This window comes from Acetobacter sp. DsW_063 (assembly GCF_002153745.1).
Lineage (GTDB): Bacteria > Pseudomonadota > Alphaproteobacteria > Acetobacterales > Acetobacteraceae > Acetobacter.
In genome coordinates this window covers 1-25,333 of record NZ_JOPL01000022.1, presented here as the reverse complement: position 1 = coordinate 25,333, position 25,333 = coordinate 1, and the positions used below count along the sequence as shown (strand labels likewise).

The following is a 25,333-nucleotide window of genomic DNA, read 5'->3' as shown; positions in this document are numbered from 1 at the left end:
ATCGCCGCATCCTTCATCTTCTATCTCAAAAAATGAGTCCTGAGCCTAACGCCAAAGCCGACAGGGAGAACATTTCTATTCAGCCAAAGCAGGACATTTTAATCCGGCGCTGACACAAAACAGGTCCGCGCGCTCCACTTTTGCACGTCGCCTCACCCAGCTTTTCCGCTGCGCTTCACACTCTTCGGCAACGGCCCCTCACTCTTCAGACTGTTCCAGGAGAGCAGGCAATCGACAAGGAACGCAGCCAACGCGGCGACAGTCGCAAGCAGGGCCGCGCCGAACATAAGCACCAGCCACAAGGCGATGGACGCGTCGCGGACGCTGCCGAGAAACAGCACAAAAGCGGCGCCGCAAGTGGTCGCGCCTGCGAGGCCGGCGAACAGAATCGACACGTCGAGCACGAACGTCCGTCGACGGAGATGAAACAGGTGGCGGTGCAAACTCTGCCGGGCGTGCTTGTCCACCTCGTCGTCCAGCAGGTCGGACGCTTTTTCGATATGATCGGCCACGCGTGCAGAGCGGGTATTGAACAGATTCAACAGGGTGCCGACACCCGACAACATGAAGACCGGCGTCAGCGCGGTTTCAATCAGATGGGCGACGTCGCCTGCTGAATCTGTGGCGAGCGAGGACAGGGGAAGAGGCATCAGATCAGACACAGTTTGTTGCGATCCGGGCGTTCTACCCTTTTGATCGCCCAAGTTCAAAATTTCGTGCGAACCGCGTATTGGCGCGACCACGATAGTCGCGCCAATGCGTCGCCCCCAAAATCACTCCCGGATGAGCACCCGGTCGGCCGCCGAGAGCCGATCCTTCGCCGTGCTCGCCTGATGCCAGTAGGGGTAGATCAGCGGCGGACGACTCGCCTCCTCCAGCTTCGTCGTCTCCTCCGCCGACAGATGAAGTTCCGCCGCCTTCAGGTTCGAAAGAAGTTGCTCCTCCGTTCGGGCGCCGATGACCAGAGACGTGACGCCGGGGCGCGCACCCGTCCAGGCAAGAGCCACCTCGGCAGCCGAAACGCCGCGCTCTTCCGCGATGGCGACCAGCACTTCCACGACGTCGAACAGGCGCTCCTTGTCATGGACCGGGGGCTCGCCCCAGTTCTCCAGTTGACGCCCCTGTGGCGTCGGTTGATCGCGGCGGTATTTGCCAGAGAGAAGACCGCCTGCGAGCGGGCTCCACACCTGTACGCCGATCCCCTGATCCACGGCGATCGGCAAAAGCTCATATTCCGCGTCGCGCGCCTGCAACGAGTAATAAATCTGCTGCGCGACGGGGGCGATCAGACGATCACGTTCCGCAATGGACAGGGCTTTCATCAGATGCCAGCCCGAAAAATTGGAAACGCCCGCATAGCGGATCTTTCCGGCGCGACGCAGTGCGTCCAGCGCCTCCAGCGTCTCGTCCAGAGGCGTCAGGCCATCCCACTCATGCAGGTAGTAAAGATCGATATGGTCGCGATCCAGCCGCTTCAGGCTGGCTTCGCACGCCGCAATCAGATGCTGGCGCGACAGACCCACGTCATTCTGGCCCGGCCCCATGCGAAACCGCGCCTTGGTGGTGACAAGCGTCTCCTCCGTACGCCCTTTGAGGGCCTGACCGAGAATTTCCTCGGACGCGCCGGTGGAGTAAATGTCCGCCGTGTCGAACATCGTGATCCCGGCCTCGATGCAAAGATCGATCTGGCGTTTTGCGCCCGCCAGATCGACACTGCCGGTCTTCGCGAAGTTTCCGCGCCCGCCGAACGTCATCGTTCCCATCGTGAGCGCGGAAATACGCAGGCCAGAACGGCCCAGTTGGCGATATTCCATCGTCGTGCTCCTTTATCTGTCGCGCGCGTGCGCCACGCAGGGATTACGAAAGACTGCCGCTATCAATCCCGCGTCACGTAAGTCACCTGCAAAGAGCCAACGCCCTCGCACTCCGCGCGCAATGTGTCGCCAGCCCGCACAGGGCCGACGCCGGACGGCGTTCCCGTCATGATCAGGTCGCCGGGACGCAGGGTAACATAGGTCGAGAGAAACGCGATGATCTGCGGCACGGACCAGATCAGATCATCGAGATTTCCTGACTGCCTTACTTCTCCATTTACCGTAAGCTCAATTTTCCCAGATGTCGGATGTCCGTTTCGCGCTGCGGGCGCGATGGGGCTGATCGGGCAGGACTGGTCGAAGCCCTTGCTCAGATCCCACGGCTGCCCCCCTTTCTTCGCGATCGCCTGAAGGTCCCGACGGGTCATATCGAGGCCAACGGCGTAGCCGTAGACAAGATCAAGAGCGCGTTCTTCCGGAACGTCAGCGCCTTCCCCGCCTATGGCGACCACCAGTTCGACCTCGTGATGCAGATCGTCCGTGTGAACAGGGAAAGGCAGATCCTGCTCTTCGGCGACGGCGTCGGAGGGCTTGGAGAAGAAAATCGGCGGATCGCGCGACGGGTCGCCGCCCATTTCACGCGTATGTTCGGCGTAGTTGCGTCCGACGCACCAGATCCGGCGCACCGGAAACCGTGCTTCCTCGCCAGCCACACTCACACTCGCCTGCTTCGGCGCGTCGATCACATACGTCATTACGGTGCTGTTCCTTGCTCGCCGTGTTTCTGTCGGGCGCAGGCTACCGCATCGGAAGAACGCTGTTGAGCAGCCGCGCCCGAACTTCCCACGATTGTGTCGGGAGGTGGACGACCAAAATAATGCGAAAGAGTCCGCTACGACGTCTCCACTTTTTGGATACGTTACTTTATGTCAAAATATTAGCGGCGGCGTTCGGTTAAGCTGGCGGCGTATTTTGCCCGGATTTCGGCGCAAAACCGGGGTCGATCGCCGGATTTTAGGAGCAGGGCGTTCGTGCAGCGACCGGAATTGAGTCTGACCCTCCCCGCGCGGCTGCATTGGAGCCGCTTTCCACTGCGGCTGGCGTTGACGACGCATGCAATTCTTCTCGCGCTCGGCGTTATGCTCGCATGGCGTTCGGGCGTCGTGCACTCGGCCTGCCATTGGGACTGCGAGTGGTATTCCGCCATCGCGCGGTCAGGTTACGGCGCTCTTGTGAAGTCTGGTCCCGAGGCCCTGCCAGGTCAGGGCTCATGGGCTTTTTTTCCGCTTTTCCCTCTCGCCATGCGGCTGGTGAGCGCCGTGACGACGCTGAACGTCGCGGCTGCAGGCCTGTTGCTGAACGCCGTGTCGCTCCCGATCCTGCTCTGGCTCACTTTTGACTGGACGCGCAAGCGACACGGCATCAGAGACGCCCGTTTCTTCTGCCTCTTCTTCCTGCTTTACCCTTTGGGGCTGTGGTTTCGGCTTCCTTATAGCGAGACGCTGTTCGGCCTGACGCTCATGCTGTGCCTTACGCGGCTGCAGGCGGGCGCTCTGCTGCAGGCAGGCGTCGCCGGAGCGCTCATGACGGCGGCAAGGCCTACCGGCGCCCCGATTCTCTTTGTCCTGGCGGTGGCGCATGTGCTTACGGCCATGAAGAATAATCGGCAGAACGAGGCCGCCATGCTTCGGAAAGCAGGCGGATCGTCGTTGGGCGACGCCGTCGCCGAAAGCGCCGCATTGGTTGCAATCGGCGTCAGCGGCCTGGCGGCCTACATGCTGTACCTCCATCACACGACCGGCGACGCTCTGGCGTTTTCCCACGTGCAAAGTGGCTGGGGACGACATTTTAACAATCCCCTTTCGCACATTGCTGCTGGAATGCGCCTTCCGCACGCAGCCACCCTCGTTCCGTTCGCCGTCATCGAACCGATCGTGTTGATATGGGCGTTCGCCGTCGGCTTCCGGATAGAGAGCGCGATCCTCGGCGTCACATGGCTTTTATCCGTGTCGACAGGACTGAACTCCATCTACCGAATTGTGCCCGCCAATCCCCTGATGATCGTCGTATTCTGGCGGGCGGCGCGTAGCCTCAATACAACATGGAAATGGGGCGCGTTAGGACTCTTCGCAATTTTTGACATTATTATTGGAATTTTGTGGATTCATGGAAAATCGACGCTTGCCTGACGCGCCCGATGTCAATGCCCGCCACGCCGCGCGACGATCAGCGTTGTTGATTGCGGCGTTGATCGCAACGGCGCTGGACGCATTCGCCGCATGGGCGGTCCTCACCCCTGCGCCCACCGCCGAATATCGCGTGTTGTTCCCGAACGCGGCGGCGCAGTGCGGCCGATACGCGCAATCCGCACCGCTGGCGGTTCGCTAAAGCAGCTTTGATCGAAACAAGATCGCCATATCGGACGGGAACGCCGCAAGGCATAGCCGTCCTGATCACGCAGAACATTCACCGTCACGCAATCCGGAATTCCAGAAAAACCTTAGACTATATAGAAAAAACCATTTATATAATAAGAATTTCGAAATTTCTTAAACGCCGACCCGAGATCGCGCTGCACGAGAGGAATACCCTGTCAGCTCACGGCCTCTCCTCACGCGGACATGCGACCTCACCTCAACGGATCAGTCTGAAACAACGTGACCCGCAAGCCGCCATGCGGTACCGGGGCGTCATTGGGCAGAAACGGAAGACCCGTGGCGTGAGCCAGACCGGAATCATTAGCCACCAGCCCCACGCGCCACCCGGAAAAGCGCTGCATCAGGATCTTGCCAAGCGCGCCATAGAGCGGAGCCAGTTCGCCTTTGTCTCCAATTCGCGCACCATAGGGCGGATTGATCATCACAAGACCGGGCGGTCCGTCGGGCGGCGCCGCCTCGCTGATGACCGCGCACCGAAAGTCGGTGAATGCCGTGACGCCAGCACGTTCAGCATTCTCACAACTCATGGCGATCGCTCCAGCGTCCCGATCACGACCGTAATATCGCGCCGTCGGCGTGCGAACGCCCTTTGGCGCGCGCATGGCCCTCCACGCTTCCTCGTCGAACGTGGCCAGGCGTTCGAACGCGAAATTTCGTGCGCGTCCCGGATTAAGCCGAGCCGCGATTTCAGCGGCTTCGATAACGAATGTTCCAGACCCGCACATCGGGTCGACCACCGGCTCCACACCGTCGAAACGGCATTGGCGCAGAAACAGCGCAGCCAACGTCTCCCGTAGCGGTGCCCGGTTCACCGCCTGCTTGTAGCCACGCCGGTGCAACAACTCGCCCGACGTGTCCACGCTCAACACGCACATATTGCGCTCGATCCGCAACCGGACCACGACCTCAGCCACAGGTGAGACCTGCGCGCCGAGAGCGCTTTTGATCGCCGTCTCAATTCGCTCGGCCGCCGCGCCCTCATGATAAATCCGTGAGCCCAGACAGACCGCCTCGACGCGAAACGAGACGTCGGGGCGCAGGACCGACGCCCAGTCCACACGCCGCGCCCGACGTTCGAGCTCGGCGAGATGGACAGCGGGGAAGGAATCAACACGCGCCAGAACGCGCGACGCCCCACGTATCCAGAGATTGGCGCGCCACACCTCCGGCCAGCTACCTCGGGTGACAACCCCGCCCGGCACGACTGCAGGACGCTTGAACCCCTTCAGGCGTATCTCTTCGCACAATACCGGTTCCAGCCCTGGCGGCGCGGCCAGAAAAATCTCGAAATCGGTGTCAGCGGTCGTCATCCATCCTGAATGGCAGGTCCATCAGTCGGGGGCAACGTTCCTGTAGGGGAAACCGACCACCGGCCCCCTCGCCGCTCACACGCGCCGTTAACGCCAAGTGCCCCGGACGCCATGCAACATGTCTCCCGCCTCGCAATGCAGCATGGCAGTCGAGTTGTGCGGGGGGCACATGCCCCACCGACCTCGCTCCACATCAAGGCGACGCAAACGGCAGCGGTTGCTGCGGCAAACTGCCCCAATGACAGCAGCGGCTGGAATGGCTGTTAGTGGCCGGGATGAGCGTCCTTGGCGCACTCAGACGTACGACCACTCGCCACATCAGCCATCAGCGCTGGAAGATCCCTACTCGTTGCTCTGCAAACGCAAGGTCCGGTCTTTGCTACGGCGCGCACGTAGCGTCATGGACGTCAAGATCGCAACGTTCGCAACCAGCCCGATCAGGCCCGGATTCACGCCGCCCGTATCGGCGCCGAGGAAGAACAGAGACACCGGGATGATGTCGCCGACGAGGATTCCTGTCGCAACCGCCGCGCCAGGAGCCCGCAGGTTAAGTGCGATGACGACCACGCCGGGCAGGAATTGCGTCATGCCAAAATAGGTGAGGTTGTTCATGGTCGCCGCGAAAGACGACGCGAAGGCCGCCCCGGCCATCGACGCCAGAAGGTAGACCACCCCGATCGCCTGCGCCCCTGTTTTCTGCTGACGCTCTGTCAGCGACTTCAGAAGATTGTGCGTGAACAGCGGCCCGATCACGAGACATGTCCCGGCCAGAACGACAAGACCCGACAACGCCGCACCACCCGCCACCAGACCGATCAGCCAGGGCGGCAGAAGCTGCCGCGCCGTGTCGATGAACACATGATTGGGCGACAGACCGTCTCCGAAGGCGCCCCGCGCATAGAATGCGACCACGATCAGAAAGGCGAACATCACCATGTAAAGCGGCATGGCGATCTGCGCGCGCTGAACCGTGCGGGCGTCCTTCGCTGTAAAGATCGACGCCGCATAGGACGGAAACATGCAAAGGCCGCTGGCCTGAAACAGAATATTTGTCGCCATGATGCGGATATCGCGGCCGGTGAAATGGGCCGTCGCCACGCCGCGCAGCAGCGCCTCCCGGCCGTGCGGGAGGCGCATGGCCGCCACGCCGACCGTAAAGATTGCGGCCAGCAACAACACATCCTTGATGACCGAAACATAGGCCGGAGCCCGGATGCCGGAAATCGCCGTATAGGCGTAAGCCAGCGCGGCGGCGGCACCCATAAGCGCCCAGGCGGGCCAATCGAAGCCCAGCCCCTGCAGCACCATGGTCAAACCCATGAACTGGATCACGCCCCAAGGCACCATGAACAGAATCGCCGCCCCGGCGACGATAATTTCCAGCAAACGACTGGAAAAATGTCGAGCGAAAAGATCAGCCATGGTCACGGGGTCGTATCGCCTCGCCGCCCGCCAGATAAGCGGCCCCAGGAAATACCCGACGGGAAAGGCCAGCACGATATAACCGACGAACCAGACGCAAAACGTCAGGCCATGCAGGTAGACGCCGCCCGGAAACGCGGTCAGCACGCCAAGGCTGTAAGTCTCTCCAACGGCAAGAAAGAACAGCAGCAAGCCGCCAAATTGCCGTGACGCGACAAAGTAATCGTGGATTTCGTCGTGCCGGCGACCGCCGCGCGACCATACCGCCACAAGAAGGGACAAAATCAGGATGGCCGCAAAGACGAGCTTATCCATCAGTATCGGAAAACCACATGTGACGCCGCTCGCGTTCAGCCGGAATGGGTGCGTTTTCAATACGACCCGGAAATGAAGCGCCTGTCGACCCCGTGCGATCATTTTCATTCGGGGTTGTCGCCCGAACCACCTTCGAGACGCAGAAAAAATTCTTTCCATGCCCAATGGTGCAGGAACGAGGGAGCCTTATCTCTTTGTTAAATCGGATCGGGTGGCGCCTCGCCGTCGATTGCGGCAATCAGCCGTTTCTGCTCTTCGGGTGTGTTGACCGGATAACGATCGAAGTCCGCCCCGCGAACCAGATCTGCGAAGAGGCCTTTCGGATCTTCATGAAAGTGCAGAAACGGCTTCGATTTGCGATAAAACACGCCCAGAGATTTTTCCTTGAGACCCGTACGACGAATGCGCTGGAGCAGCGGCTCGAACCTGGTCAGCGTGGCCTTCGTCGCATGCTTCACCGTGTCCCGCCTCTCCCTCGCCTTTCGCGCGTCAGCTCACCAGTCGCAGCCGCCGTCCGCCTCGTGGCGGCGGAGTGGTAGCGCGTTGCGATCCTCTCTCCATGTCCAGCGGCAGAAGCGGCGTCGTATCCTCGCCGTCGTCTTCATGCGGCGCATCGGGCAGGCGTCGCCCGAGATAGAGATCCGAAAGCGCACGGAAAACGTAGTCAAGCATGGACGTGGCGTAGGACGCCACCGGGTCGCCCTCGACCGTGCCGGCTGGACCGAAGCACGAATAAGCGAAACGCTCGACATACTCCTCAAGCGGGGCGCCGTATTGCAGGCCAACGCTGACCGCTTCGCTGAAGCTCTCCATCAGGCCACGCACCATCGGATTTTCGCGTGTCGGCGAAATTTCGATCTCGCCGAGCGTGCCGTCGTCGAACTCTCCGGTCCTGAGGAACAACCGTCGACCGCCGATCGTCGTTTTCTGCATCACTCCGCCGTGCCGGTCCGGCATGCGACGAGCGACGCCGCGTGGAGGCAGGCGCAGAGCCTGCCCGGCGACTGGATCGGGGCGAGGCGGAGCGCGATCGACGAACCCGGCCAAGGCGCGGTGCATACGCATGTGCCCCTCCGGTCCCGGAACAGCCAGCGCTGGCGCGCCAGCGATACTGGCCGCAAATGCAGCCTCCAGGGTCAGGCCGCGCGCCGCCAGACGCGCCAGCGTGCTGGCCGCCAGACGCCCGTCGGCCCGGATCGGGGAGAAAATAGGCGCGAGACCGCAGGCCTCGACCCCGAGAAGCGCATCCACCGGGCCGGGTGCGGACAGCCCTGTCTCGATACGCGGCTCGGGCGCATCGGTTTCCACTGCGGCGCGCGCCCACGCATCGCGCGCGACCGAGGCGAGGCCGGGAATGACGTGGCGATGGGGGGTGAGCGGCAGCCGGTCGCACCCGAGGCCTTCGCGCGCCACCAGCGTCGCCAACGCCATCAGTGAGCATGCAGCGTCCCGACCTTCGTCGCTGTCGTAATCGAACCCGAGCGCAGCCAGGCAGGCGTCAAGATTGGTGAGCAGCAACTCGCCCGCGACCAGTTGAGGCTCGGCAAGCGGCAGAGCGGGTTCGGACGCCGCGCCGCCCTTCCGCGTCTCGTTCTTCCCGGCGCTGCGCAGCGCCGTGACCTTGCCTGACGACAAACCTTCCGGCGGTGGCGACTCCGCGTCCAGCGCCAGTTCACCGTTCCGAAGCCCCGCCTTTTCGAGCGCCTGCCTGCGCAACACGCCGCACAACAGCCGCAGGGCCGCAACGAACGTCTCGCCGGCAAACCCCTCTCCCGGCAAGGCGAACGCGGCGAGATTGACGACGAAACCGGGACGCCGATCAAGCTCGCCGCTCCAGAGGGCGAGTGTCGGCGCCGCCTGACGCAGAAGCAGCAGCCATGTCAGCGAGCGCGCGTTACCCTCGTCGCCCGGCTCGACCAGCATCTCGATCCACCGCGCAGACTCTTCGGCCACGGACACGGCGTCCTGGCCAGCCCCCTTTTGAACAGGAGCAATCTGCGCAAGCGCGGCGGCGGCCTCATCGTCCCAGTCAACCGGCAGGGTCACCCGGCGCGCGGGGGCGTCGGGATCGGGGGAAGCCATGACCGTGCGCATGCGCACGCCGTTCCAATAGCGTCGAGCGTTCATGCAGGCAGTTTATCGCGTCTGCGCGACGTGGCGGAAGCAGAACAAGACGCCGCTTATGGCCCGCAAAACGAGGATATGGGGGATAACTTTTTGACTCCCCGAGTCGCTGTGTGGAAGCACGATCGCTGCACAGCGCAACGTGAACACATTGATCGTCGCGAAGCGGTGGACGATGGCGCCGGGACTCCGTATCGTATCGGGCATGACTACGCTCGGCACGCTTCTGCACACCCGCCTGAAAGGGCGCCTCGTCGGCAAGGACGTCGACGGTCGCTCCTATTATCAGTCCCGCACGCCGTCCCGCATTGGCGGCGGGGAGCAGCGGTTCGAACGCTGGGTCATCTACCACAAGGGCGAGGACGCCTCCGCCGTTCCGCCTGAGTGGTGGAACTGGCTCCACCACGTGGAAGCCGATCCGATCCCGCAGGAAGCGCGCAAGCCCTGGCAGTTACCGCCGCAGCCCAACCTGACCGGAACGCCCGGCGCGTACCGCCCGGCTGGCAGCGCCTATCGCGGGGGACAGCGTCCCGCCGCGACGGGCGATTACGAGGCGTGGACCCCGGACGCCTGAGCCCAATCGGGTTCCGGTTTTCCGAGACCCTTTACTACGCGGAGCCATGGCGCGCCGTCCCTTCGGTCGCGCCCCCTGTTTCTGTTCTCGCTATCTGTTATTGATAACGACGTGACGTCCGCGCCGCCCCTCCATGAAGAGGGCGCATGCGGGGACGGGAAGAAACGACCCTCGGGTTCCGCAACTGTGGAAGTGAACGACAGCCCATGAGCATGGCCCAGACCTCTCCCGCGCCCCAGCCGGTCGCGCGCGCGCCACGTGAGCTGGCGGAACTGCTCGCCGGTTTCGTCGTACTGGCCGCCTTGGCCGCGCTGCTCGTGCTGGCGGTCATCGGAACAGGGCGACGGACCGACGCCGGGTATCGTCTGTCTGCGGACTTCGCCCATGTGGACGGCCTTAACATCGGTTCCGAGGTCAAACTCGCGGGCATCAGCGTCGGACATGTCGTGTCGGAAGCCGTCGATCCGAAGACGTTCAAGGCCAGCGTGACCTTCACGGTGCGTCCTGACGTCAAGCTGCCTGTGGACAGCGCCGCCATCATCACCAGCGACAGCCTGCTCGGCGGCAAATACATCGCGCTCTCGCCCGGCGGCGATACGCGCACTCTCGCAGCGGGAGCCACCGTGGCGGAGACTCAGGGATCGATCAGCCTCGAGCAACTGCTCAGCAAATTCATCTTCTCGGTCACCGACTCGCTGACCGCAGCCAACAAGAGCAAGGCCGGAACGGACGCTCCCGCGACAAAGAACGGCGGGGATTTGCAGTGACGGTCAACGCGGGGGCCACGCTTTCCAGCCGCACGCGCGAACGCGCTGCGACGACCGGACCAACGCCGGACATATGGCCGCAGGCGGACGGCTCCCCGGTGTCCTGCACCGAAAAGCTGATGGTGCTTCGGGAGAACTGGGAAGAACTGCGGGGCGTTCTTCGGGACGCGTTTGAGGACGCCGTGTTGATGGGCGTCGATGAGAGCGCCATGAAGCGCATGATCGTCGAAATGACGACCGACCTGATCTCTCCCCGGAGTCACATGTAATCATGACGTTGCGGATTTCTTCGTGGCGTGACCGTTTTCATGCACGCGCACTCCACGCTCTTTTTGTAAGCGCCAGTCTGGCTGGAGCCAGCGTCCTCGGAAGCCAGAGCCGCGCAGCGCAACCTCTCGCTCCGCCTGCGATGTACCCGGCGGACACCTGGCAAGGCAAAAGTGTCGCTGTGGTGCGCGTGTTGAACCGGCTCGACGCCCATGTCGAGACTCTCAACGTCACTGTTGGCGCCCTCGCCCACTACGAAAGCCTCGACATCGGCGTCGCGCGCTGTCTCGATAGACCGGCGACGCTGGCTCCCGACGCCGCAGCCTGGCTAGACGTGCAGGATCAGCACACGCAAAAAGTCGCCTTCCACGGATGGATGCTCGCGAAGGAGCCGTCGCTCGGCATTTTTGAGAGCCCCGTTTATGACGTCAGGGTCGTCAAATGCGACGGCGCCGACGTCGCGCCGTCTCCAGGCCCCCTCGCGCAGCCCGCCGTTCCCACCCTTCCCGGCGCCCCGCCGCCAGCAGCGACTGACGCCGCTCCGCAAACGTTGTCCTCACCCCCCGCCGGTCAGGATCCTGCGGAATCACTGCCTTCGACCGTTGCGCCGCTTCCCGCCGCCCCACAACAGGGCGCGCCTTCCGGCGATACCCAAACGCCGCAACCCTGAATGCACATCGGCACGCCTTCCACGTCGCCGGTTTTTTCTTTAACCGCATCTTTCATCGAATAGTGACGTTCTTCATCCATACGAGAACGGCAACCGACCGCGCGTGACGCGCGGCGACAGACGCGCAGTCCCGATCGCTGCGCACCTTGAGGTTGGCGCGCACGTTCGGCATCCTTGTCAGGGCGCTCCGCGAACCCGATGCCGCAAACTGTGACGCAGCCTGACCGCGCCAACACCATCACGCGCCCGACGGCGCACGCTAGCAGGGAAGGTTCTTCACAGTGACCTCGCCGAACCGATCGGACATGTCCTCCGTACACCCTTCCGAAGCAGCGTTCCTGCTCGATTTCGACGGCACCCTTGTCGATATCGCGCCGACGCCGGAATCGGTCGTCGTGCCACCCGATCTCAAGGATACGTTGCGCCGCCTGCGCGACGCATGCGGGAACGCTCTGGCCGTCGTAAGCGGTCGTCCGGTGTCACAGATCGACGAATTCCTGGGAGATATCCCTTTCGCGGTGGCGGGAGAGCACGGCATCGCCATTCGCCGGCGGCCCGGTGGCCCGGTGGAGCGGGTGGCGCTTCCTCCCGTGCCCCCTGACTGGATTCACGAAGCCGATGAGCTGGCTTCGGCATGGCCGGGCGTACGCGTCGAGCGCAAGGTAGGCGGCTTCGTGCTACATTTCCGCGCGGCCCCAGAGGCAGAGGCCGCGTTGAGAAAAGCAGCAGACGCATGGATCGCCACAACCGACGGCGCCTTCCATGTGCAGGCGGCCAAGATGGCGTGGGAGATCAGGCCGGCGGGGGTCGACAAAGGTTACGCCGTGGCCGAGCTTATGCAAAACGCCCCGTTCAGCGGACGCACGCCTGTTTTCGTGGGCGATGACGTCACGGACGAGGAAGGGGTGAAGGCGGCTGTTCGGTTGGGCGGCGCGGGTTTTCGCATCCCCGCCGATTTCCCGACGCCAACAGCCTTCAGGAACTGGCTGGCCTCCCTGACGGAGACGTCGGGGCCAAACAACAGCGGCGGGGAGGATGCGTGATCATGGGGCGCCTCGTTATTGTCTCAAACCGTGTTCCCGATCCGCACGAACTTGCACAGCCGGCAGGCGGCCTGACTGTCGCGCTCGCTGACGCCCTCCGTTCTGGCGATCCCTGCCTTTGGTTCGGGTGGTCGGGACGGCAGATGGAGTTCGAAGGCGACCCGACGCCCAACGTCGAGACCCACGGCTCCGTCACCTACGCGACCATTCCCCTGACCCCGGCGCAACACCGCGGCTATTACCAGAATTTCTCGAACGGCATTCTGTGGCCGCTGTTCCATTACCGGCTCGGGTTAATGAGCTACGAGCGCGCTGACTGGATTCGTTATCTCGAGGTCAACCGCCTGTTCGCGCGCGGCCTCGCGTCGCTGCTGGAGCCGGGCGACACTGTCTGGATCCACGACTACCATCTGTTCCCTCTCGGGCAGGAGCTGCGCAATCTCGGGTTCCAGGGACGTATTGGCTTCTTCCTTCATATTCCCCTGCCGCCGTGGAGTCTTTTTCGGGCGCTGCCGCCAGCGGAACCCATCCTTCGTTCGATGCAGGCCTACGATCTGATCGGCCTGCAAACCGAGGAAGACGCAAACAACCTGCGTGGCTGTTTCGAAGCCGAAGGTCTGAGCGGAGCCGACCGTGTGCGACCGTTCCCGATCGGCATAGATCCAACGCAGTTCGGCGCAGATGCCCGGTTGGCTTTCGCCGGAAAAGAAGTTCAGCGTCTTCGCGACAGCGTACATGACGAGCCGCTGATTATCGGCGTTGATCGGCTCGACTACTCCAAGGGTTTGCAGGAGCGCTTTCTCGGCTACGAAAGGCTGCTGACACGATATCCCGAGCATCGACGCCACGTCACTTATCTGCAGGTCGCGCCTGTTTCTCGCGGCGAAGTTGAAGAGTATCGCCTGCTTCGCCGCCAGCTCGACGAGACGATAGGTCGGATTAACGGCGCCTTCGCCGAATTCGACTGGACTCCGATCCGCTATCTCACCCGCCCGGTACCGAGGAGCGTTCTCGCCGGTTTTTACCGCCTTGCAGATGTGGCTCTCATCACGCCGCTGCGCGACGGCATGAATCTCGTCGCCAAGGAATATATCGCGGCGCAGGATCCTGAACATCCCGGCGCGCTGGTGCTCTCGCATCTCGCGGGCGCAGCGCCGGAACTGAGCGAGGCGCTGCTGGTGAACCCGCACGACGCCGACGCCATCGCCGACGCCCTTCACGAAGCGCTCACCATGAACCTCGAGGAACGGAAACGGCGGTGGGCCTTGCTGGATAACGAGGTTCGAAGCACCACAGCGGGCAGTTGGGCGCGTGATTTTCTGACCGCTCTGGACTCGGCGGACGCCAACGTCGATGGACAGACGCCAGTCTCTTGATCATTGTCTTTTGGAAGCGCGCAGACACATCCCGTTACAGGAGTCGGCGCGCCGCAACAACAACGCCGCATTGCGAACGGCGTGATCAGATATTCGGCGGGTAAGTTATGCTGACGCCCAAGCGCCGCATTTTCAGACGACACGTTCCCGGCTTGGTACGTCCCCCTGGATTCCTCCTGGCTCTGTCGGGCGTCACGGCGATGCTCACCGTCTGGTGGATGCAGGACGTGCTCGGCGTCGTCCCCTGTGGCCTTTGCCTGTGGGAGCGCTGGCCATGGCGGGCGATGATCCTCATCGGGCTGGCAGCCCTGCTCGCGCCGCGCCGCCTGGCCCGTGGCGTCGCATGGATCGGCGTGGCGCCAGTTTTGACGGCCGTGGCGCTCGCCGGGCTTCACCTCGGCGTGGAGTGGAGATTCTGGCCGAGCCCTCTTCCGGAATGCCAGGCGCCGCATTTTCAGGTCGGCTCCATCTCGCAACGCCTGGCGTCAATGCCGATGCATCCGTCCAAGCCCTGCGACCTGCCGACCTATCCGTTCGACTGGCTGCCGATATCGCTCGTGGAGTTCGAAGGCCTTGCCGCCCTTCTCGTGCTTGGCCTTCTGCTCGCGTCTCTTTTGTTTAAAGACGACGGCGGCGTCCGAAAATCAGACTCACGACAAACAATACGAGAAAGATGAAGAACAGGATTTTGCCGACATAGGCGAAATCCGCAGCCGCGCCGCCAAAGCCAAAGACCGCAGCGATCAGGGCGAGCACGAGAAAAACAAGCGTCCAGCGTAGCAAATCCATCGATCTCTCCAGCGGTATACGGACGGGCTTCACATGCGCCGGACCTGCCTTCGTGTTCCCGTACGCTCGTTTCATCAGGAAGCGTAGCCCGGACGCGGCGCGCTTTCGTAACGTTTCCGGCGGGTGCGGAGTTTCCTGCGGGAGCGCCCTCGCCGCGACGGCTTCTTGGCAAGCGCTTACGGGTTAGGCAGCATGCGCCGAAACAAGGAATTCTACATGATTTTTTTCTTTTCCGAGCGCGCCGCGCCCAAGCGTCGTTGTCGCATCCTGCCTCGTTCCGCCGCTTGTTTCGCAATGCTGACTTTCGGAACGGCGAACGGCTGGGCGATCGACAAGACAACCACGACAAAACCTGCCACCCCTGACGCCGAAGCAAAGAAGGCGGCGCCGACCTTCACGGGACAGGCCGCCTTGCTTCCCGCTGATTCAGTCACGCATCAGACCCTTACAGTCGGCGCCGGCAAGCTGTCCTATACAACTCATGCAGGCACGCTGACGCTGCGAGACGACAAGGGCGACCCGGCGGCTCGTGTGTTTTACGTCGCCTACACGCTTGACAGTGCGCCCGATGATCGACGGCCGGTTTCGTTTTTCTTCAACGGCGGCCCAGGCGGAGGCAGCGCGTTTCTCAACCTCGGCGCGGCCGGACCGGTCGCCCTGAATTTTCCTGCAGGCAATCCCACTGACGGCGCGAATGCGAAGCTGGCCCCCAATCCGGACAGCTGGCTCGGCGCGACGGACATGGTGTTCATCGACGCGGTCGGCACCGGATACTCCATCCCAGTAAAGCCAGAAGACGCCAACAAGACCTTCTACGGCACCAAGCAGGACGCTCGAGCGTTCGCCAAGGCGATTGAACTCTGGACCAGCCAGTTCGGACGTCATGCCTCCCCGCATTATCTGGTCGGCGAGAGCTATGGCGGCATTCGTTCCATCGAGGTCGCGACGGCGCTGCAAGAGCAACAAAATCTGATCCTCAACGGCATCGTCATGGTCTCTCCGGCGCTGGAGATGAAGTTTCTCGACCCGGCGGCGAACCCGCTGGCTGCGGCAATGCTGCTGCCATCGCTGCAGGCGGCCAATCTCGACGGCCAGCATAAACTGACGCCAGAGGCAGCCAATGAAGCCTATGGCTATGCTTTCGGTCCCTACCTTTCGGCGCTCGCGGGACCGCCCCCGGAGGGCGACGCCGCCCATAGCTTCTACGCCGATGTCGCGGGCCATACAGGGCTAGACGCCGGGATTATCGCACGCCAGCGCGGCGCGCTGGACCCACAAGCGCACGACGTCCGAAGCCGGGACGGACGCCTGTACTCGCTATATGACGCGACGCTTTCCATTGCCGATCCGTTTCCCGAAGGCGTCGACAACAGCGACAGCCCGGACCCGGTTCTCTTTGGCTTCGGTCGCGCCTATGGCAGCGCTTTCGAAGGCTATGCCGCACAGACGCTCGGCTTTCATACGGAACTCACGTACGATCTGCTGAATCTCGACGTCAATCGGGCCTGGGATTACCGCGGCGACGGCGAACTGATTGCGAGCGAAATTCCTGCCTTGCGCAAATTGCTCGCCCTTAACCCGACGCTGCGCGTTTTCATCGCTAACGGTTATTTCGATCTGGTTTGCCCCTTCGCCAGCTCGCGCTGGGTGGCGGAGCACATTCCCGTCGGCCGTGACCGTATCGCGCTGCATGTCTATCCGGGTGGACACATGCTCTATACACGGCCTGCGACGCGCACGGCGCTAAGCCGGGATGTAAAGGCGTTCCTTGCGCCATAAGCGAAAGGCCTGAGGCGCTCGCGGAGGCGCTTCAGGCCGACAGTTTGGGCGGGTCGCCGCGGCTGCGGTTTACAAGACCCTGTTGAGCAGACCTTGTCTGATCGGATAATGCCTTCACTCGCCCTTGCAAGGAGCAGAGTCGCTCCCGTCAGGAAGTCGGGGCCGCCTGCGCACGCCAGCCGCTCATCTCGTTTCTGGCCAACGTCTCCAGCAGGTCGATCGCTTCGACGGCGTCATTCAGACACGGAACAAGCGTCAACTCCTTGCCTCCTGCCTCCATGAACTCCTCACGCACCTCATTGCCAATTTCGTCCAGCGTTTCGATGCAATCCGCCATGAAGCCTGGCATGAGCACCGCGATGCGGGTCACACCGCGCGCCGGCAGTGCCGCGATGAATGGAGCCGTATAAGGCTCCAGCCATTTGGCTGGGCCAAAGCGGGACTGGAAAGTCAACGGTGCCTCGTCCTCATTCATGCTGAGGCTGGCGCGTAAAGCCGTGACCGTACGTTCGCACTCCTCTCGGTACGGATCGCCCTTGCGCACGTATTCGTTTGGCAGCCCGTGAAACGACGTCACGAGCATCTGCGGACGTTCCGACAACGCGTCATACGCCGTGCGCACCGACACAGCCAACGCGGCGATATACGACGGATGGTCGGCGAATGGCGGCAAGGTACGAACCGCCGGCTGACGCCGTAGTTTCATCAGATGGCGAAAAAGCTGATCGTTGGCGGTGGCCGTGGTCGTAGCGCTGTACTGGGGGTACAGCGGCATCGCGACAATACGGTCGCACCCCGCATGCAGAAGCTCGTCGACCGCGCTTGCGACGGACGGCGTTCCATAACGCATGCCCCACGCCACGACGATGTCCTCGTCCGCTGCGAAGCGTTGCGCGAGCCCCTCGGCCTGCGCACGGGTATAGACGCGCAACGGGCTTTCGTTCGACGAACTGTCCCAGATGCGGCGATAGGCCTCCGCACTGCGTCTCGGCCGCGTCGTCAGCACGACGCCTTGCAGGATCGGCTGCCATAGTGCTGGCGGAGCTTCGATCACACGCCGATCAGACAGGAACTCTGACAGATAGCGTCTGACGCCGACGAAGGATGTATCGTCGGGCGTCCCCAGATTGACTAGCAGGATACCGATGCGTCCGGAGCCCAGCGGAGCGGCGGGCGCGTCATGCAGATGAATGAAGGTCATGCGGCGTAATCTAGAGAGTTACGCACGCCAGCGAAATCTGCCGACAGGAAATACTTGTGTCAGCGACGGCGGCGAGCGCGCACCCTGATCGGCTCAGGCGTGACGGACGCAATACGCACAATCCACGCGGCGAGCGCTGACGTGGCTGCCAGCGCGAGGAACTCCACAGCGCCGACGGCGGAGGGGAAAGACATGACGGAAGCCGGAACGGACATTGCGAACTCTCCTGTCGCCTACGCCGCGCGCAGACGACCGCACCAGTTGTCTCCCGCAGCATGGACGCGCGACGCGCAGTCACGCAAGACAAAATTATCGACGCATTCGCTCACGCGACCCCGCGCATCGTAAAACAAGAAACTCGCAGATGGCTGCCCAGTGCTGAATTCCGCCGCGTCAGGCCGACTTGGACCGACCAGGGCGCGCACCTTGCCAAACGTTTTAGTGCAGAGCTGGTTTGCGGATCACGCCGCAGCTGGATCAGAGCGTCTTGCGACCATCGCTCGCACGGCGAATTGCGCAGCTCAGCCGCCGTCTTTGTCGCCCAGTGTTTTTTTGAGCGGGCGGATCAGGCGTTTCTGCTCACACTGAACGCCCTCTCATCATAGTCGCCGTAACGCGGCAGGAGCAGGGTGACGGCTTCCCCTTCAGCAACTGAACCAAGCGCGGCCAAAAGGGTCGACACACGCTCCAGAGGATAAACGCGGTCGGCCAAGCGCACCCGAAAATCGGACTCGACGGCGATATCTCCAAGTCTCTCGCCACCTTCATCGGTCAGCGTCACCCGACCCACGGAAAACAGCGCCCGACCGGCAGCGGCGGGCAGCGGCGCGAATTTCGTCCAATCCGGATTTGGAACGTGTCCGTACGTGATCGCGCCGTCCGGCGAACTGGAAAGGAAGCCGCTTTTCCCGCTGTAGGGGCCGTCGGTATCGAGAATTTGTAACGTAATCGTCGGTCCCCCGCTGCCCAGCGCCGCCGCCACTTCAGGCAACGGCATCGGCGCAGAGCGTCGTTTCTCCAGAGAAAACGGACGCTCCCGACAGTCAGGCCGCAGACGGAAGATCAGGCCGGGCGGGTCACCTCCGGTGTTGTGCGGCGACGTCGCTATCAGGCGATCGCTCACGGGATCATGGTCCAGAAATCGACCGAACGCGTCCAAAAGCCAAATCTCGGGATCAGTCACGCGCCTGTTTCGGTCCAATGTCATGCGTTTTCCCTTGCCGCCGGGCGGACATGGGAACGCCCTCTGCCCGAAGCGCCTCTCCAATCGTGCCGGTCAACCCCCTTTTGTCATCGCAAGCATCGCATTTTCCAGACATTTTATCATTAATGACGATATTCCCATATGAAGAATATCCTCGCCGGACAGAAAGACGCCATCGTCGTCAGCCGGGTTCAAAGCGAGCGGGGAGCGAGCCGCGTAGAGGTCGACGAATAAAGTGAAGTGCGTGAACACATGCTTAACCCGCCCGGCTGGCGCCCATGACAATTTGGACGACCGATCTTTCATCGGCCTGTATCCTGACGCTTCCTCCGCTGACCAGGAGACGTCCCGCCAGGGAGCGCCAGGCATTTCCATAGTTCCGCCCAGCAATCCTTCCTCCGGGCGACGGCGCAGTAAGAAACGTCCCGACGGATCAACGAGCAGAAAATGCGCCCCATATCGGGTTGGACGCTGCGCTTTGGGGGCCTTTCTCGGCAGATCGCCCTGTAATCCCTGCTGTCGGGCCGCGCACGCCTCATTCCATGGGCATGTCATACAGGTCGGGGTTCTGGGCGTGCAGACTCCGGCGCCGAGGTCGAATAACGCTTGCGCGAAGTCGGAAGGACGCGCCCGCGCCGCCTTCTCCCTATTCAGAGTGGCCGCTTTTTTTGCGATGAGCGTACGAGCGGCTGGAAGCGGCGCCTCCACGGCGAACACGCGCGCAGCGATCCGTTCAACATTGCCATCGACAGGCACCACTGGCGCGCCAAAAGCGATCGCGGCGATGGCTGCGGACGTGTACGCGCCGATTCCAGGCAGAGCGCGAAGCGAATCAACGTCTCGGGGGAAGCGTCCCAACGCCGCGAGTTCCTGCGCGCAGCGATAGAGGTTGCGGGCTCGGGAATAGTACCCAAGGCCGGACCATGCTGCGAGCACGTCGTCGAGCGGCGCGCTAGCCAACGCCTCAACGGTCGGAAACCGCTCAAGAAAACGATGGTAGTAAGGTATGACCGCCGTGACGGTCGTCTGTTGCAGCATGACCTCGCTGATCCAGACGTGATACGGGTCGGCGATCGCGCCCGCAGGAGCACGCCATGGCAAAGAACGACGATGCGCGTCGTACCAGTCGAGAAGCGCAGAAGCAGGAGGCATCACGGGGTGAGCTTATGAAGCCGGTCCGAAAAAGCGGCAAGGCTGCGGCCGCCGAAGCGCCTCCCCCGCGCGCCTACGCCGCGCGCAGCCTCTCCGCACTGCTGCCAGGCGTGACGCGCCCTGCTTTTAAAAAGCGGTCGCCAGCCTCCGTGCGGCTCTTTCTGGAATGGGACAGCGCCGTTGGTCCCGCCTACGGCGCCCGGACCGCGCCACAGAAACTTGCCGGAGGCACGCTTACCATCGCGTGTCAGGGGCCTGTGGCGATGGAACTGCAGCACATGCAAGCGACCCTGATCGACCGCATCAACGCCTGGAGCGGGCACACCCTCGTCGAGCGCCTGCGCCTCACGCAGAGCGTGCAGGCCGCGCCGCGCCAGTCGGGAGCTTCGAGAAAAGCTCCCGCGCCTGCCCCACTCTCCATACCCGAGATGCCCGAAGGACCACTACGCGACGCGCTGGAAGCTCTGGGAGGCCGCGTTCGCGCCAGACGCGGATAAAAAAGCGCCGCGGCGCCACCATTACGCCACGTTCCGGCGTTTATACCACGCCGCGACAGGGATGCGTCAGCAGCGCAGTCCTATCGATCAGTTATCAAACCATCACAAAACCATAACTTGGATTTTCTTACCCACGCCGCCTACACACACACCGAAAGTCCCGGCCGCCGTTGGCCGAAGCTGGCAGACGGCGCGACCAAGGCGCGCCGCGTAGAGCACTTAGAAGTTTCATCACGGTCGCAATTTACCCCTCAGAGATAAAGACATGCCATCCTGCCCCCCGCTCACTGTGACACTGCATCGCCTTTCACGGTCCGACGCGTCATTCAACTGAGCGACTTGCGGAGATTATCATGGACACGGCCTCGACCGCTCTCGCGGACGCACGCACACTTTCCGACGTCACCTTTTTGAAGGACTGGCGTCACGCGTCCGCCCGTGACACAGCCCAGCTTCTCAGAGCGAGCCTCCTCCGTCGCACAAATCCCGAACTCGTCCGCCGAATTACGCAGGAGACGACGTCTAACCTGCCCGCAAAACATCATGGTTCTTGCGGCTAGAAGGCTGCGAGGCGAAGCAATAGTTGAGTGGCCTCTATCTGTTGAAGCCCGCGCGGGTTGTCGTATGAAACCAGCCAATCGCTGCCGCCCACCATACCGTCACAAAATTCGGCCGAGCTGGGCGTAACGTGCTTGCCAAATTGCACCACGCGGCTTCCCCTACAACAGGGGATCTCAAGTATATTGTGTATTGAACATATGATCGCATCAGCATGCCGCAACCCAATGGTCGTTCAAGCGATCCGAGTCATGAGTTCGCCTGATATATAAATCGCAGCGCCGTGGCGCCATGCAGGCGGATATTTCTCCAAAGCACTTGTGGGCATTAACCCTCGAATCTCTCTACACCCATAAAAAATAAATATTTTTAAATTTTGTTAAGATAACAACACGTATCTAAATACAGACTAGGGCCAGAGAACGCAGGGAATCGTTTTTGTAACTTCTGTTCACCTGAGCCTCCCTCAAAGCGCCATTTCAAACGCCTTCAGAACCTTAGGAGCTGGCCTGCCGATATAGTATCCCTGCATCAGGGAACATGCCCTTTCGGCGAGATAGTCAAATTGCTCATGCGTCTCTATTCCTTCGGCAACAATATCGACACCTAAACCACGACCCAATGAGAGCACGGCATCCACAATCGCCGCCGCCTGATTGTTCGTCAGCATGTCACGTATGAAGGATCGATCAATTTTCACCTTGTCGAACGGGAAGCGTCTCAGGTAACTGAGGCTGGAATACCCAGTGCCGAAGTCGTCCATAACGATTCCAACGCCCGCAGCATGAACGCGGCGAAGAATTTCTATATTTTCTTCCCCTTGCTGCAAAAAAGTAGATTCAGTTATTTCGATATTTAACCTGCTGGCTCTCAGGCGCGTCTGACGAAGAGCCCGACCTATGACGCTCTCGATGTCTGACGTCTGAAACTGAATAGGAGAGACATTTACTGAAATATTCATGTCATTTCCCCACGACGCAGCTTCCGCGCAGGCTGTGTCGATAACCCAGCGTCCCAGGTCGCCAATCAACCCATACTCCTCAGCCACGCCAATGAATTCGTCCGGCGGAACGCGCCCGCGGATGGGATGCATCCATCGCACCAGAGCTTCGTAGCCCGTCACCTTTTTTGTCGCAGATTCGAGAATAGGCTGATATTCCAAGAACAACTCTCGGCGCTCCAGCGCAAGGCGAAGCTCGCCCTCCATTTTCGCGCGTTTTTGAAGCGTCAGGTCAAAATTGTTGTCATAGGCCTTGATCGAACCCTTACCGCTCATCTTCGCCTGAAGAAGCGCGATGGCGGCATGATGAAGCATTGCGCTTTCGCTTGTCCAATCCACGCCATTCACGATCGCATAGCCGATGCAGGTGGACGTAATCGGCATACCCTCACGCGCCGCCGCGAACTCATCCCTTAGCGCCCTTGCGATGGACGCTACGACCTCCTCCGCTGCCGCTTCATCCGGTGGCGCTACGCAAGCCACGGCGAATTCGTCTCCCGAAACTCTCGCAACGAGCGCCGAAGGCGGCGCGGCCCGATCGAGCGCACGTCCGACCTGACGAAGGACGGCGTCACCCACGGCATAACCTTGAGCTTCGTTGATCGCTTTGAAACGATCCACGTCAGCAAGAAGGAGGATGACGCATGCGCCCTTCTCCCTTGCTGTCAGAAGGAAGTCTCTCAAACGCGCAACCAGAGCGCCGCGATTGGCGAGACCGGTCAGCAAATCCTGACTGGAGACGCTTCTTACCCGCTCCTCCGCCGCCTTGCGGGCGCGCAAATCGAGAACCGCGAGAACCGTGCGTCTCTTGCCCCGCCATGTCACGCTCCGGACGAACACCTCGACCGGGATTCTGCGATTCCCCTCCCCGACGAGATTTGTCTCGTAACTGCGGTCTCGCTCACCCGACGCGACGAGCGCGTTATCCAATGTCAGGTCGGGAAAACTGTCGGCAAGTTGTCCGGCTGTGGACTTCGACCACCCGGCGAGCCTGCGGAAAGCGCTGTTCGCGTCGACAATTCTCCCTTCATCGACAATCAGCAACCCCTCCACCGTCGCCTCAGCGAATTCATGAGCGCGAGCATGTTCGTCCGCGATATCCCGTTTGCGTCGATATTCGCGCACACCGGACCAGAAGGCCAAAAGGAGAAACAAAAACGTTCCAACGCCGACCATATAGATCAGAGACACCGCGTCTTTAGAGGGCGGGGCGTCGCGCATCATTTCCATCGCAGAGAGAGACGGTGATGACAGCGCTGTGAAATGCAGGCCCAGCACTCCCAGAACCCATGGCAGGGTCGAAAGCAGGCGAGTTGCGCCCTTGCGGCGGCGAAACATTATGACGCCGAGGTAAAAACCCACGAAACCCACAACAAGAGCGGCCACGCCCCTTTGCGGAGAGGGGACGCAGCTGATCGCACCCTGCCCAGCCAGCAAGCCCACGAAGTGCATCCCACCAACCGCAACCGTCATAAGTAGCCCGGAAACCGGGGACAGCGACTGTCGCGGTGCCCTCAACTCGACCCGCCAGGCTGCGGCGAGGGCCAGCACGACGAACACGGCTGACACGACTGTCAGCGTCAGATCGAACTTCACCCCCATGACTCCAACGCACCCGAGCATTGCGAGGAAATGGGTCGCCCAGACGCCAGAACCGGCGGTGACGGCGGAAAAAAAACTTTTACGCGCGCGTTCACGTCCCCGCGACATGAGCGCGAGCCTCAGTTGCTGGCTTGCGAGCAACATCGAAAGGACGCACACACAGAGCGCGCACACCACGGCGCCAAGGCTCAGTATGAGCGCCGTGGCGTTCAGGGCGCTCTCGGCGCGCGCTCCGGCCATGTTCCAGACTTCCATGGGCGCCAAGGGAACCTCTTGCAGAACCGATTCAAATCGCTTCGAAGATGGGCCCTGATCGTAACCTCGCCGTTAATATTCGCCGCACAAACGCGGCGGAACCTGTGAAGCGTCGCCAGACGCCCACCGAAGCAGTTCGCCGGAGACCTGATGGTTAATAGCCCCGAATCTCACCCGCAGATTCTGATACGCGGCGCAGGCGTCGCAGGCCTTGTTACGGCCGTCACTCTGGCGCAACGCGGCGCTTTGGTGACGCTGGCGGAGAGCGGTGCGAAAATCGGCTCCGGCGCGTCATGGCTCGCGGGCGGAATGCTCGCGCCTTGGTGCGAAGCCGAATCCGCCCCCCCTGAAGTGACGGATCGTTCACTGGGCTCGCTCTCCTGGTGGAGTGAAAACGTTCCGGATGTCGCATCGAACGGCAGCCTCGTCCTCGCCCCGGCGCGCGACACCGGCGAAATTTCCCGATTCGCCCGACGCACGAGCCATTTCCGAGAGGTCACCGCTCCGGAGATCGCCGCATTGGAGCCAGATCTGGCCGACCGGTTCGCACGAGGGCTTTTCTTTCCGGATGAAGGCCATCTTGATCCGCGTCAGGCCCTGCCCGCTCTCGCCGAGCGGTTGATCATGCTTGGCGGGCGTGTACTCACGGATCACGAAGCAGCCGCTTTTACAGATGCATTTGACTGGGAGGTCGATTGCACCGGCCTCGCAGCGCGCCGGGAAATCCCCGACTTACGCGGCGTACGTGGCGAAATGATCCTGCTCCGTTGCCCCGATGTGACGTTCAGCCGCCCAGTCCGCCTGCTGCATCCGCGTATCCCGATCTACATCGTTCCCCGTGCGAACAATATTTTTATGGTCGGCGCCACGATGATCGAGAGCGAAAACGGTGGCCCCATGACGCTCCGCTCGATGAGCGAGTTGCTGAACGCCGCGTGGGTGTTGCATCCGGCTTTCGCCGAAGCGGAAATTTTGGAAATGGGGGCGGGTCTGCGCCCGTCCTACGCCGATAACATGCCTGCGGTGACACGAAGCGGGCGCAAAATACAGGTCAACGGCATGTACCGTCACGGCTATTTGCTTTCACCCTGGCTGGCTGGCGAGGTCGCAAACGTGGTGTTCGACTAAGCTCAGGACTCATTCTTTGAGATAGAAGATGAAGGATGCGGCGATGTG

At 61.9% G+C, this 25,333-nt stretch carries 25 protein-coding genes; 12 read left to right on the top strand and 13 right to left on the bottom strand.

The window, feature by feature from the left end; all coding sequences use genetic code 11:
- Positions 1–152: 152 nt before the first annotated feature.
- From HK28_RS05000 to HK28_RS04990, 3 genes are all read right to left on the bottom strand, one after another.
- Entirely contained in the window at positions 153–650 is a 498-nt protein-coding gene (locus HK28_RS05000) for a DUF2721 domain-containing protein (protein ID WP_086643520.1), read from the bottom strand.
- Between the two features lie 123 nt (positions 651–773).
- Positions 774–1,814, bottom strand: coding sequence for an aldo/keto reductase (locus HK28_RS04995; protein WP_086643515.1), 1,041 nt, complete (start codon positions 1,812–1,814; stop codon positions 774–776).
- 62 nt (positions 1,815–1,876) lie between these two features.
- A complete protein-coding gene (locus HK28_RS04990; protein ID WP_086643514.1) occupies positions 1,877–2,569 on the bottom strand; it encodes a fumarylacetoacetate hydrolase family protein in 693 nt (230 codons plus the stop codon).
- Positions 2,570–2,845: 276 nt separating this feature from the next.
- Between HK28_RS04990 and HK28_RS04985 the strand changes: the two genes are divergently transcribed.
- Both HK28_RS04985 and HK28_RS04980 read left to right on the top strand, forming a co-directional pair.
- The gene (locus HK28_RS04985) at positions 2,846–4,003 is read left to right on the top strand and encodes a hypothetical protein (RefSeq protein ID WP_086643513.1); all 1,158 of its coding nucleotides are present in this window, start codon (positions 2,846–2,848) and stop codon (positions 4,001–4,003) included.
- On the top strand, positions 3,996–4,202 hold the full coding sequence (locus tag HK28_RS04980; RefSeq protein ID WP_086643512.1) for a hypothetical protein: 207 nt from the start codon (positions 3,996–3,998) through the stop codon (positions 4,200–4,202). The genes HK28_RS04985 and HK28_RS04980 overlap by 8 nt, the downstream gene beginning before the upstream one ends.
- 241 nt (positions 4,203–4,443) lie before the next feature.
- Here HK28_RS04980 and HK28_RS04975 read toward each other — a convergent pair whose 3' ends face one another.
- The 4 genes from HK28_RS04975 to HK28_RS04960 form a co-directional block, all read right to left on the bottom strand.
- A complete protein-coding gene (locus tag HK28_RS04975; RefSeq protein ID WP_086643511.1) occupies positions 4,444–5,562 on the bottom strand; it encodes a class I SAM-dependent RNA methyltransferase in 1,119 nt (372 codons plus the stop codon).
- A 342-nt stretch (positions 5,563–5,904) separates the two neighbouring features.
- Entirely contained in the window at positions 5,905–7,299 is a 1,395-nt protein-coding gene (locus HK28_RS04970; protein ID WP_158093399.1) for a sodium:solute symporter, read from the bottom strand.
- Positions 7,300–7,496: 197 nt separating this feature from the next.
- Entirely contained in the window at positions 7,497–7,757 is a 261-nt protein-coding gene (locus tag HK28_RS04965) for a hypothetical protein (RefSeq protein ID WP_086643509.1), read from the bottom strand.
- Positions 7,758–7,788: 31 nt separating this feature from the next.
- A complete protein-coding gene (locus tag HK28_RS04960) occupies positions 7,789–9,426 on the bottom strand; it encodes a vitamin B12-dependent ribonucleotide reductase (protein ID WP_086643508.1) in 1,638 nt (545 codons plus the stop codon).
- A gap of 202 nt (positions 9,427–9,628) precedes the next feature.
- Between HK28_RS04960 and HK28_RS04955 the strand changes: the two genes are divergently transcribed.
- From HK28_RS04955 to HK28_RS04925, 7 genes are all read left to right on the top strand, one after another.
- Positions 9,629–9,997, top strand: a complete 369-nt coding sequence (locus HK28_RS04955) for an NADH-ubiquinone oxidoreductase subunit NDUFA12 family protein (RefSeq protein ID WP_086643519.1) — start codon at positions 9,629–9,631, stop codon at positions 9,995–9,997.
- Positions 9,998–10,203: 206 nt separating this feature from the next.
- Complete coding sequence (gene mlaD / locus HK28_RS04950; RefSeq protein WP_369823598.1) at positions 10,204–10,764, top strand: outer membrane lipid asymmetry maintenance protein MlaD; 561 nt, start codon at positions 10,204–10,206, stop codon at positions 10,762–10,764.
- A gap of 71 nt (positions 10,765–10,835) precedes the next feature.
- A complete protein-coding gene (locus HK28_RS04945; protein WP_086643517.1) occupies positions 10,836–11,033 on the top strand; it encodes a hypothetical protein in 198 nt (65 codons plus the stop codon).
- Between the two features lie 2 nt (positions 11,034–11,035).
- Positions 11,036–11,701, top strand: coding sequence for a DUF2155 domain-containing protein (locus tag HK28_RS04940; protein ID WP_086643507.1), 666 nt, complete (start codon positions 11,036–11,038; stop codon positions 11,699–11,701).
- A gap of 305 nt (positions 11,702–12,006) precedes the next feature.
- Positions 12,007–12,744 carry a trehalose-phosphatase gene (gene otsB / locus HK28_RS04935; protein ID WP_086643506.1) on the top strand — a complete coding sequence of 246 codons (738 nt, stop codon included), beginning with the start codon at positions 12,007–12,009 and terminating at the stop codon, positions 12,742–12,744.
- A gap of 2 nt (positions 12,745–12,746) precedes the next feature.
- Positions 12,747–14,120, top strand: a complete 1,374-nt coding sequence (locus HK28_RS04930) for a trehalose-6-phosphate synthase (RefSeq protein ID WP_086643505.1) — start codon at positions 12,747–12,749, stop codon at positions 14,118–14,120.
- Positions 14,121–14,227: 107 nt separating this feature from the next.
- Positions 14,228–14,797 carry a disulfide bond formation protein B gene (locus HK28_RS04925; RefSeq protein ID WP_086643504.1) on the top strand — a complete coding sequence of 190 codons (570 nt, stop codon included), beginning with the start codon at positions 14,228–14,230 and terminating at the stop codon, positions 14,795–14,797.
- Here the strand turns inward: HK28_RS04925 and HK28_RS04920 are convergent.
- Entirely contained in the window at positions 14,739–14,903 is a 165-nt protein-coding gene (locus tag HK28_RS04920) for a DUF1328 domain-containing protein (protein WP_255376456.1), read from the bottom strand. The genes HK28_RS04925 and HK28_RS04920 overlap by 59 nt on opposite strands.
- 222 nt (positions 14,904–15,125) lie before the next feature.
- On the opposite strand from HK28_RS04920, the gene HK28_RS04915 reads away from it, so the two are divergent.
- Positions 15,126–16,688: a S10 family peptidase gene (locus HK28_RS04915; RefSeq protein WP_086643516.1), complete on the top strand. Its 1,563-nt coding sequence runs from the start codon at positions 15,126–15,128 to the stop codon at positions 16,686–16,688.
- Positions 16,689–16,836: 148 nt separating this feature from the next.
- Here the strand turns inward: HK28_RS04915 and hemH are convergent, their stop codons facing one another.
- The 4 genes from hemH to HK28_RS04895 all read right to left on the bottom strand — a co-directional run bounded on the left by hemH (position 16,837) and on the right by HK28_RS04895 (position 20,245).
- A complete protein-coding gene (hemH, locus tag HK28_RS04910) occupies positions 16,837–17,889 on the bottom strand; it encodes a ferrochelatase (protein ID WP_086643502.1) in 1,053 nt (350 codons plus the stop codon).
- A 59-nt stretch (positions 17,890–17,948) separates the two neighbouring features.
- Positions 17,949–18,104, bottom strand: a complete 156-nt coding sequence (locus HK28_RS13950) for a hypothetical protein (protein WP_158093398.1) — start codon at positions 18,102–18,104, stop codon at positions 17,949–17,951.
- Between the two features lie 350 nt (positions 18,105–18,454).
- Positions 18,455–19,096 carry a hypothetical protein gene (locus HK28_RS04900; protein ID WP_086643500.1) on the bottom strand — a complete coding sequence of 214 codons (642 nt, stop codon included), beginning with the start codon at positions 19,094–19,096 and terminating at the stop codon, positions 18,455–18,457.
- Between the two features lie 69 nt (positions 19,097–19,165).
- Positions 19,166–20,245, bottom strand: coding sequence for an A/G-specific adenine glycosylase (locus HK28_RS04895; RefSeq protein WP_086643499.1), 1,080 nt, complete (start codon positions 20,243–20,245; stop codon positions 19,166–19,168).
- Positions 20,246–20,259: 14 nt separating this feature from the next.
- On the opposite strand from HK28_RS04895, the gene HK28_RS04890 reads away from it, so the two are divergent.
- Positions 20,260–20,742, top strand: coding sequence for a DUF721 domain-containing protein (locus HK28_RS04890; protein ID WP_086643498.1), 483 nt, complete (start codon positions 20,260–20,262; stop codon positions 20,740–20,742).
- Between the two features lie 1,024 nt (positions 20,743–21,766).
- On the opposite strand, the gene HK28_RS04880 is transcribed toward HK28_RS04890, so the two are convergent.
- Positions 21,767–24,142, bottom strand: coding sequence for an EAL domain-containing protein (locus tag HK28_RS04880; RefSeq protein ID WP_158093397.1), 2,376 nt, complete (start codon positions 24,140–24,142; stop codon positions 21,767–21,769).
- Between the two features lie 165 nt (positions 24,143–24,307).
- On the opposite strand from HK28_RS04880, the gene thiO reads away from it, so the two are divergent.
- The gene (gene thiO, locus HK28_RS04875) at positions 24,308–25,285 is read left to right on the top strand and encodes a glycine oxidase ThiO (protein WP_086643495.1); all 978 of its coding nucleotides are present in this window, start codon (positions 24,308–24,310) and stop codon (positions 25,283–25,285) included.
- Positions 25,286–25,333: the final 48 nt, after the last annotated feature.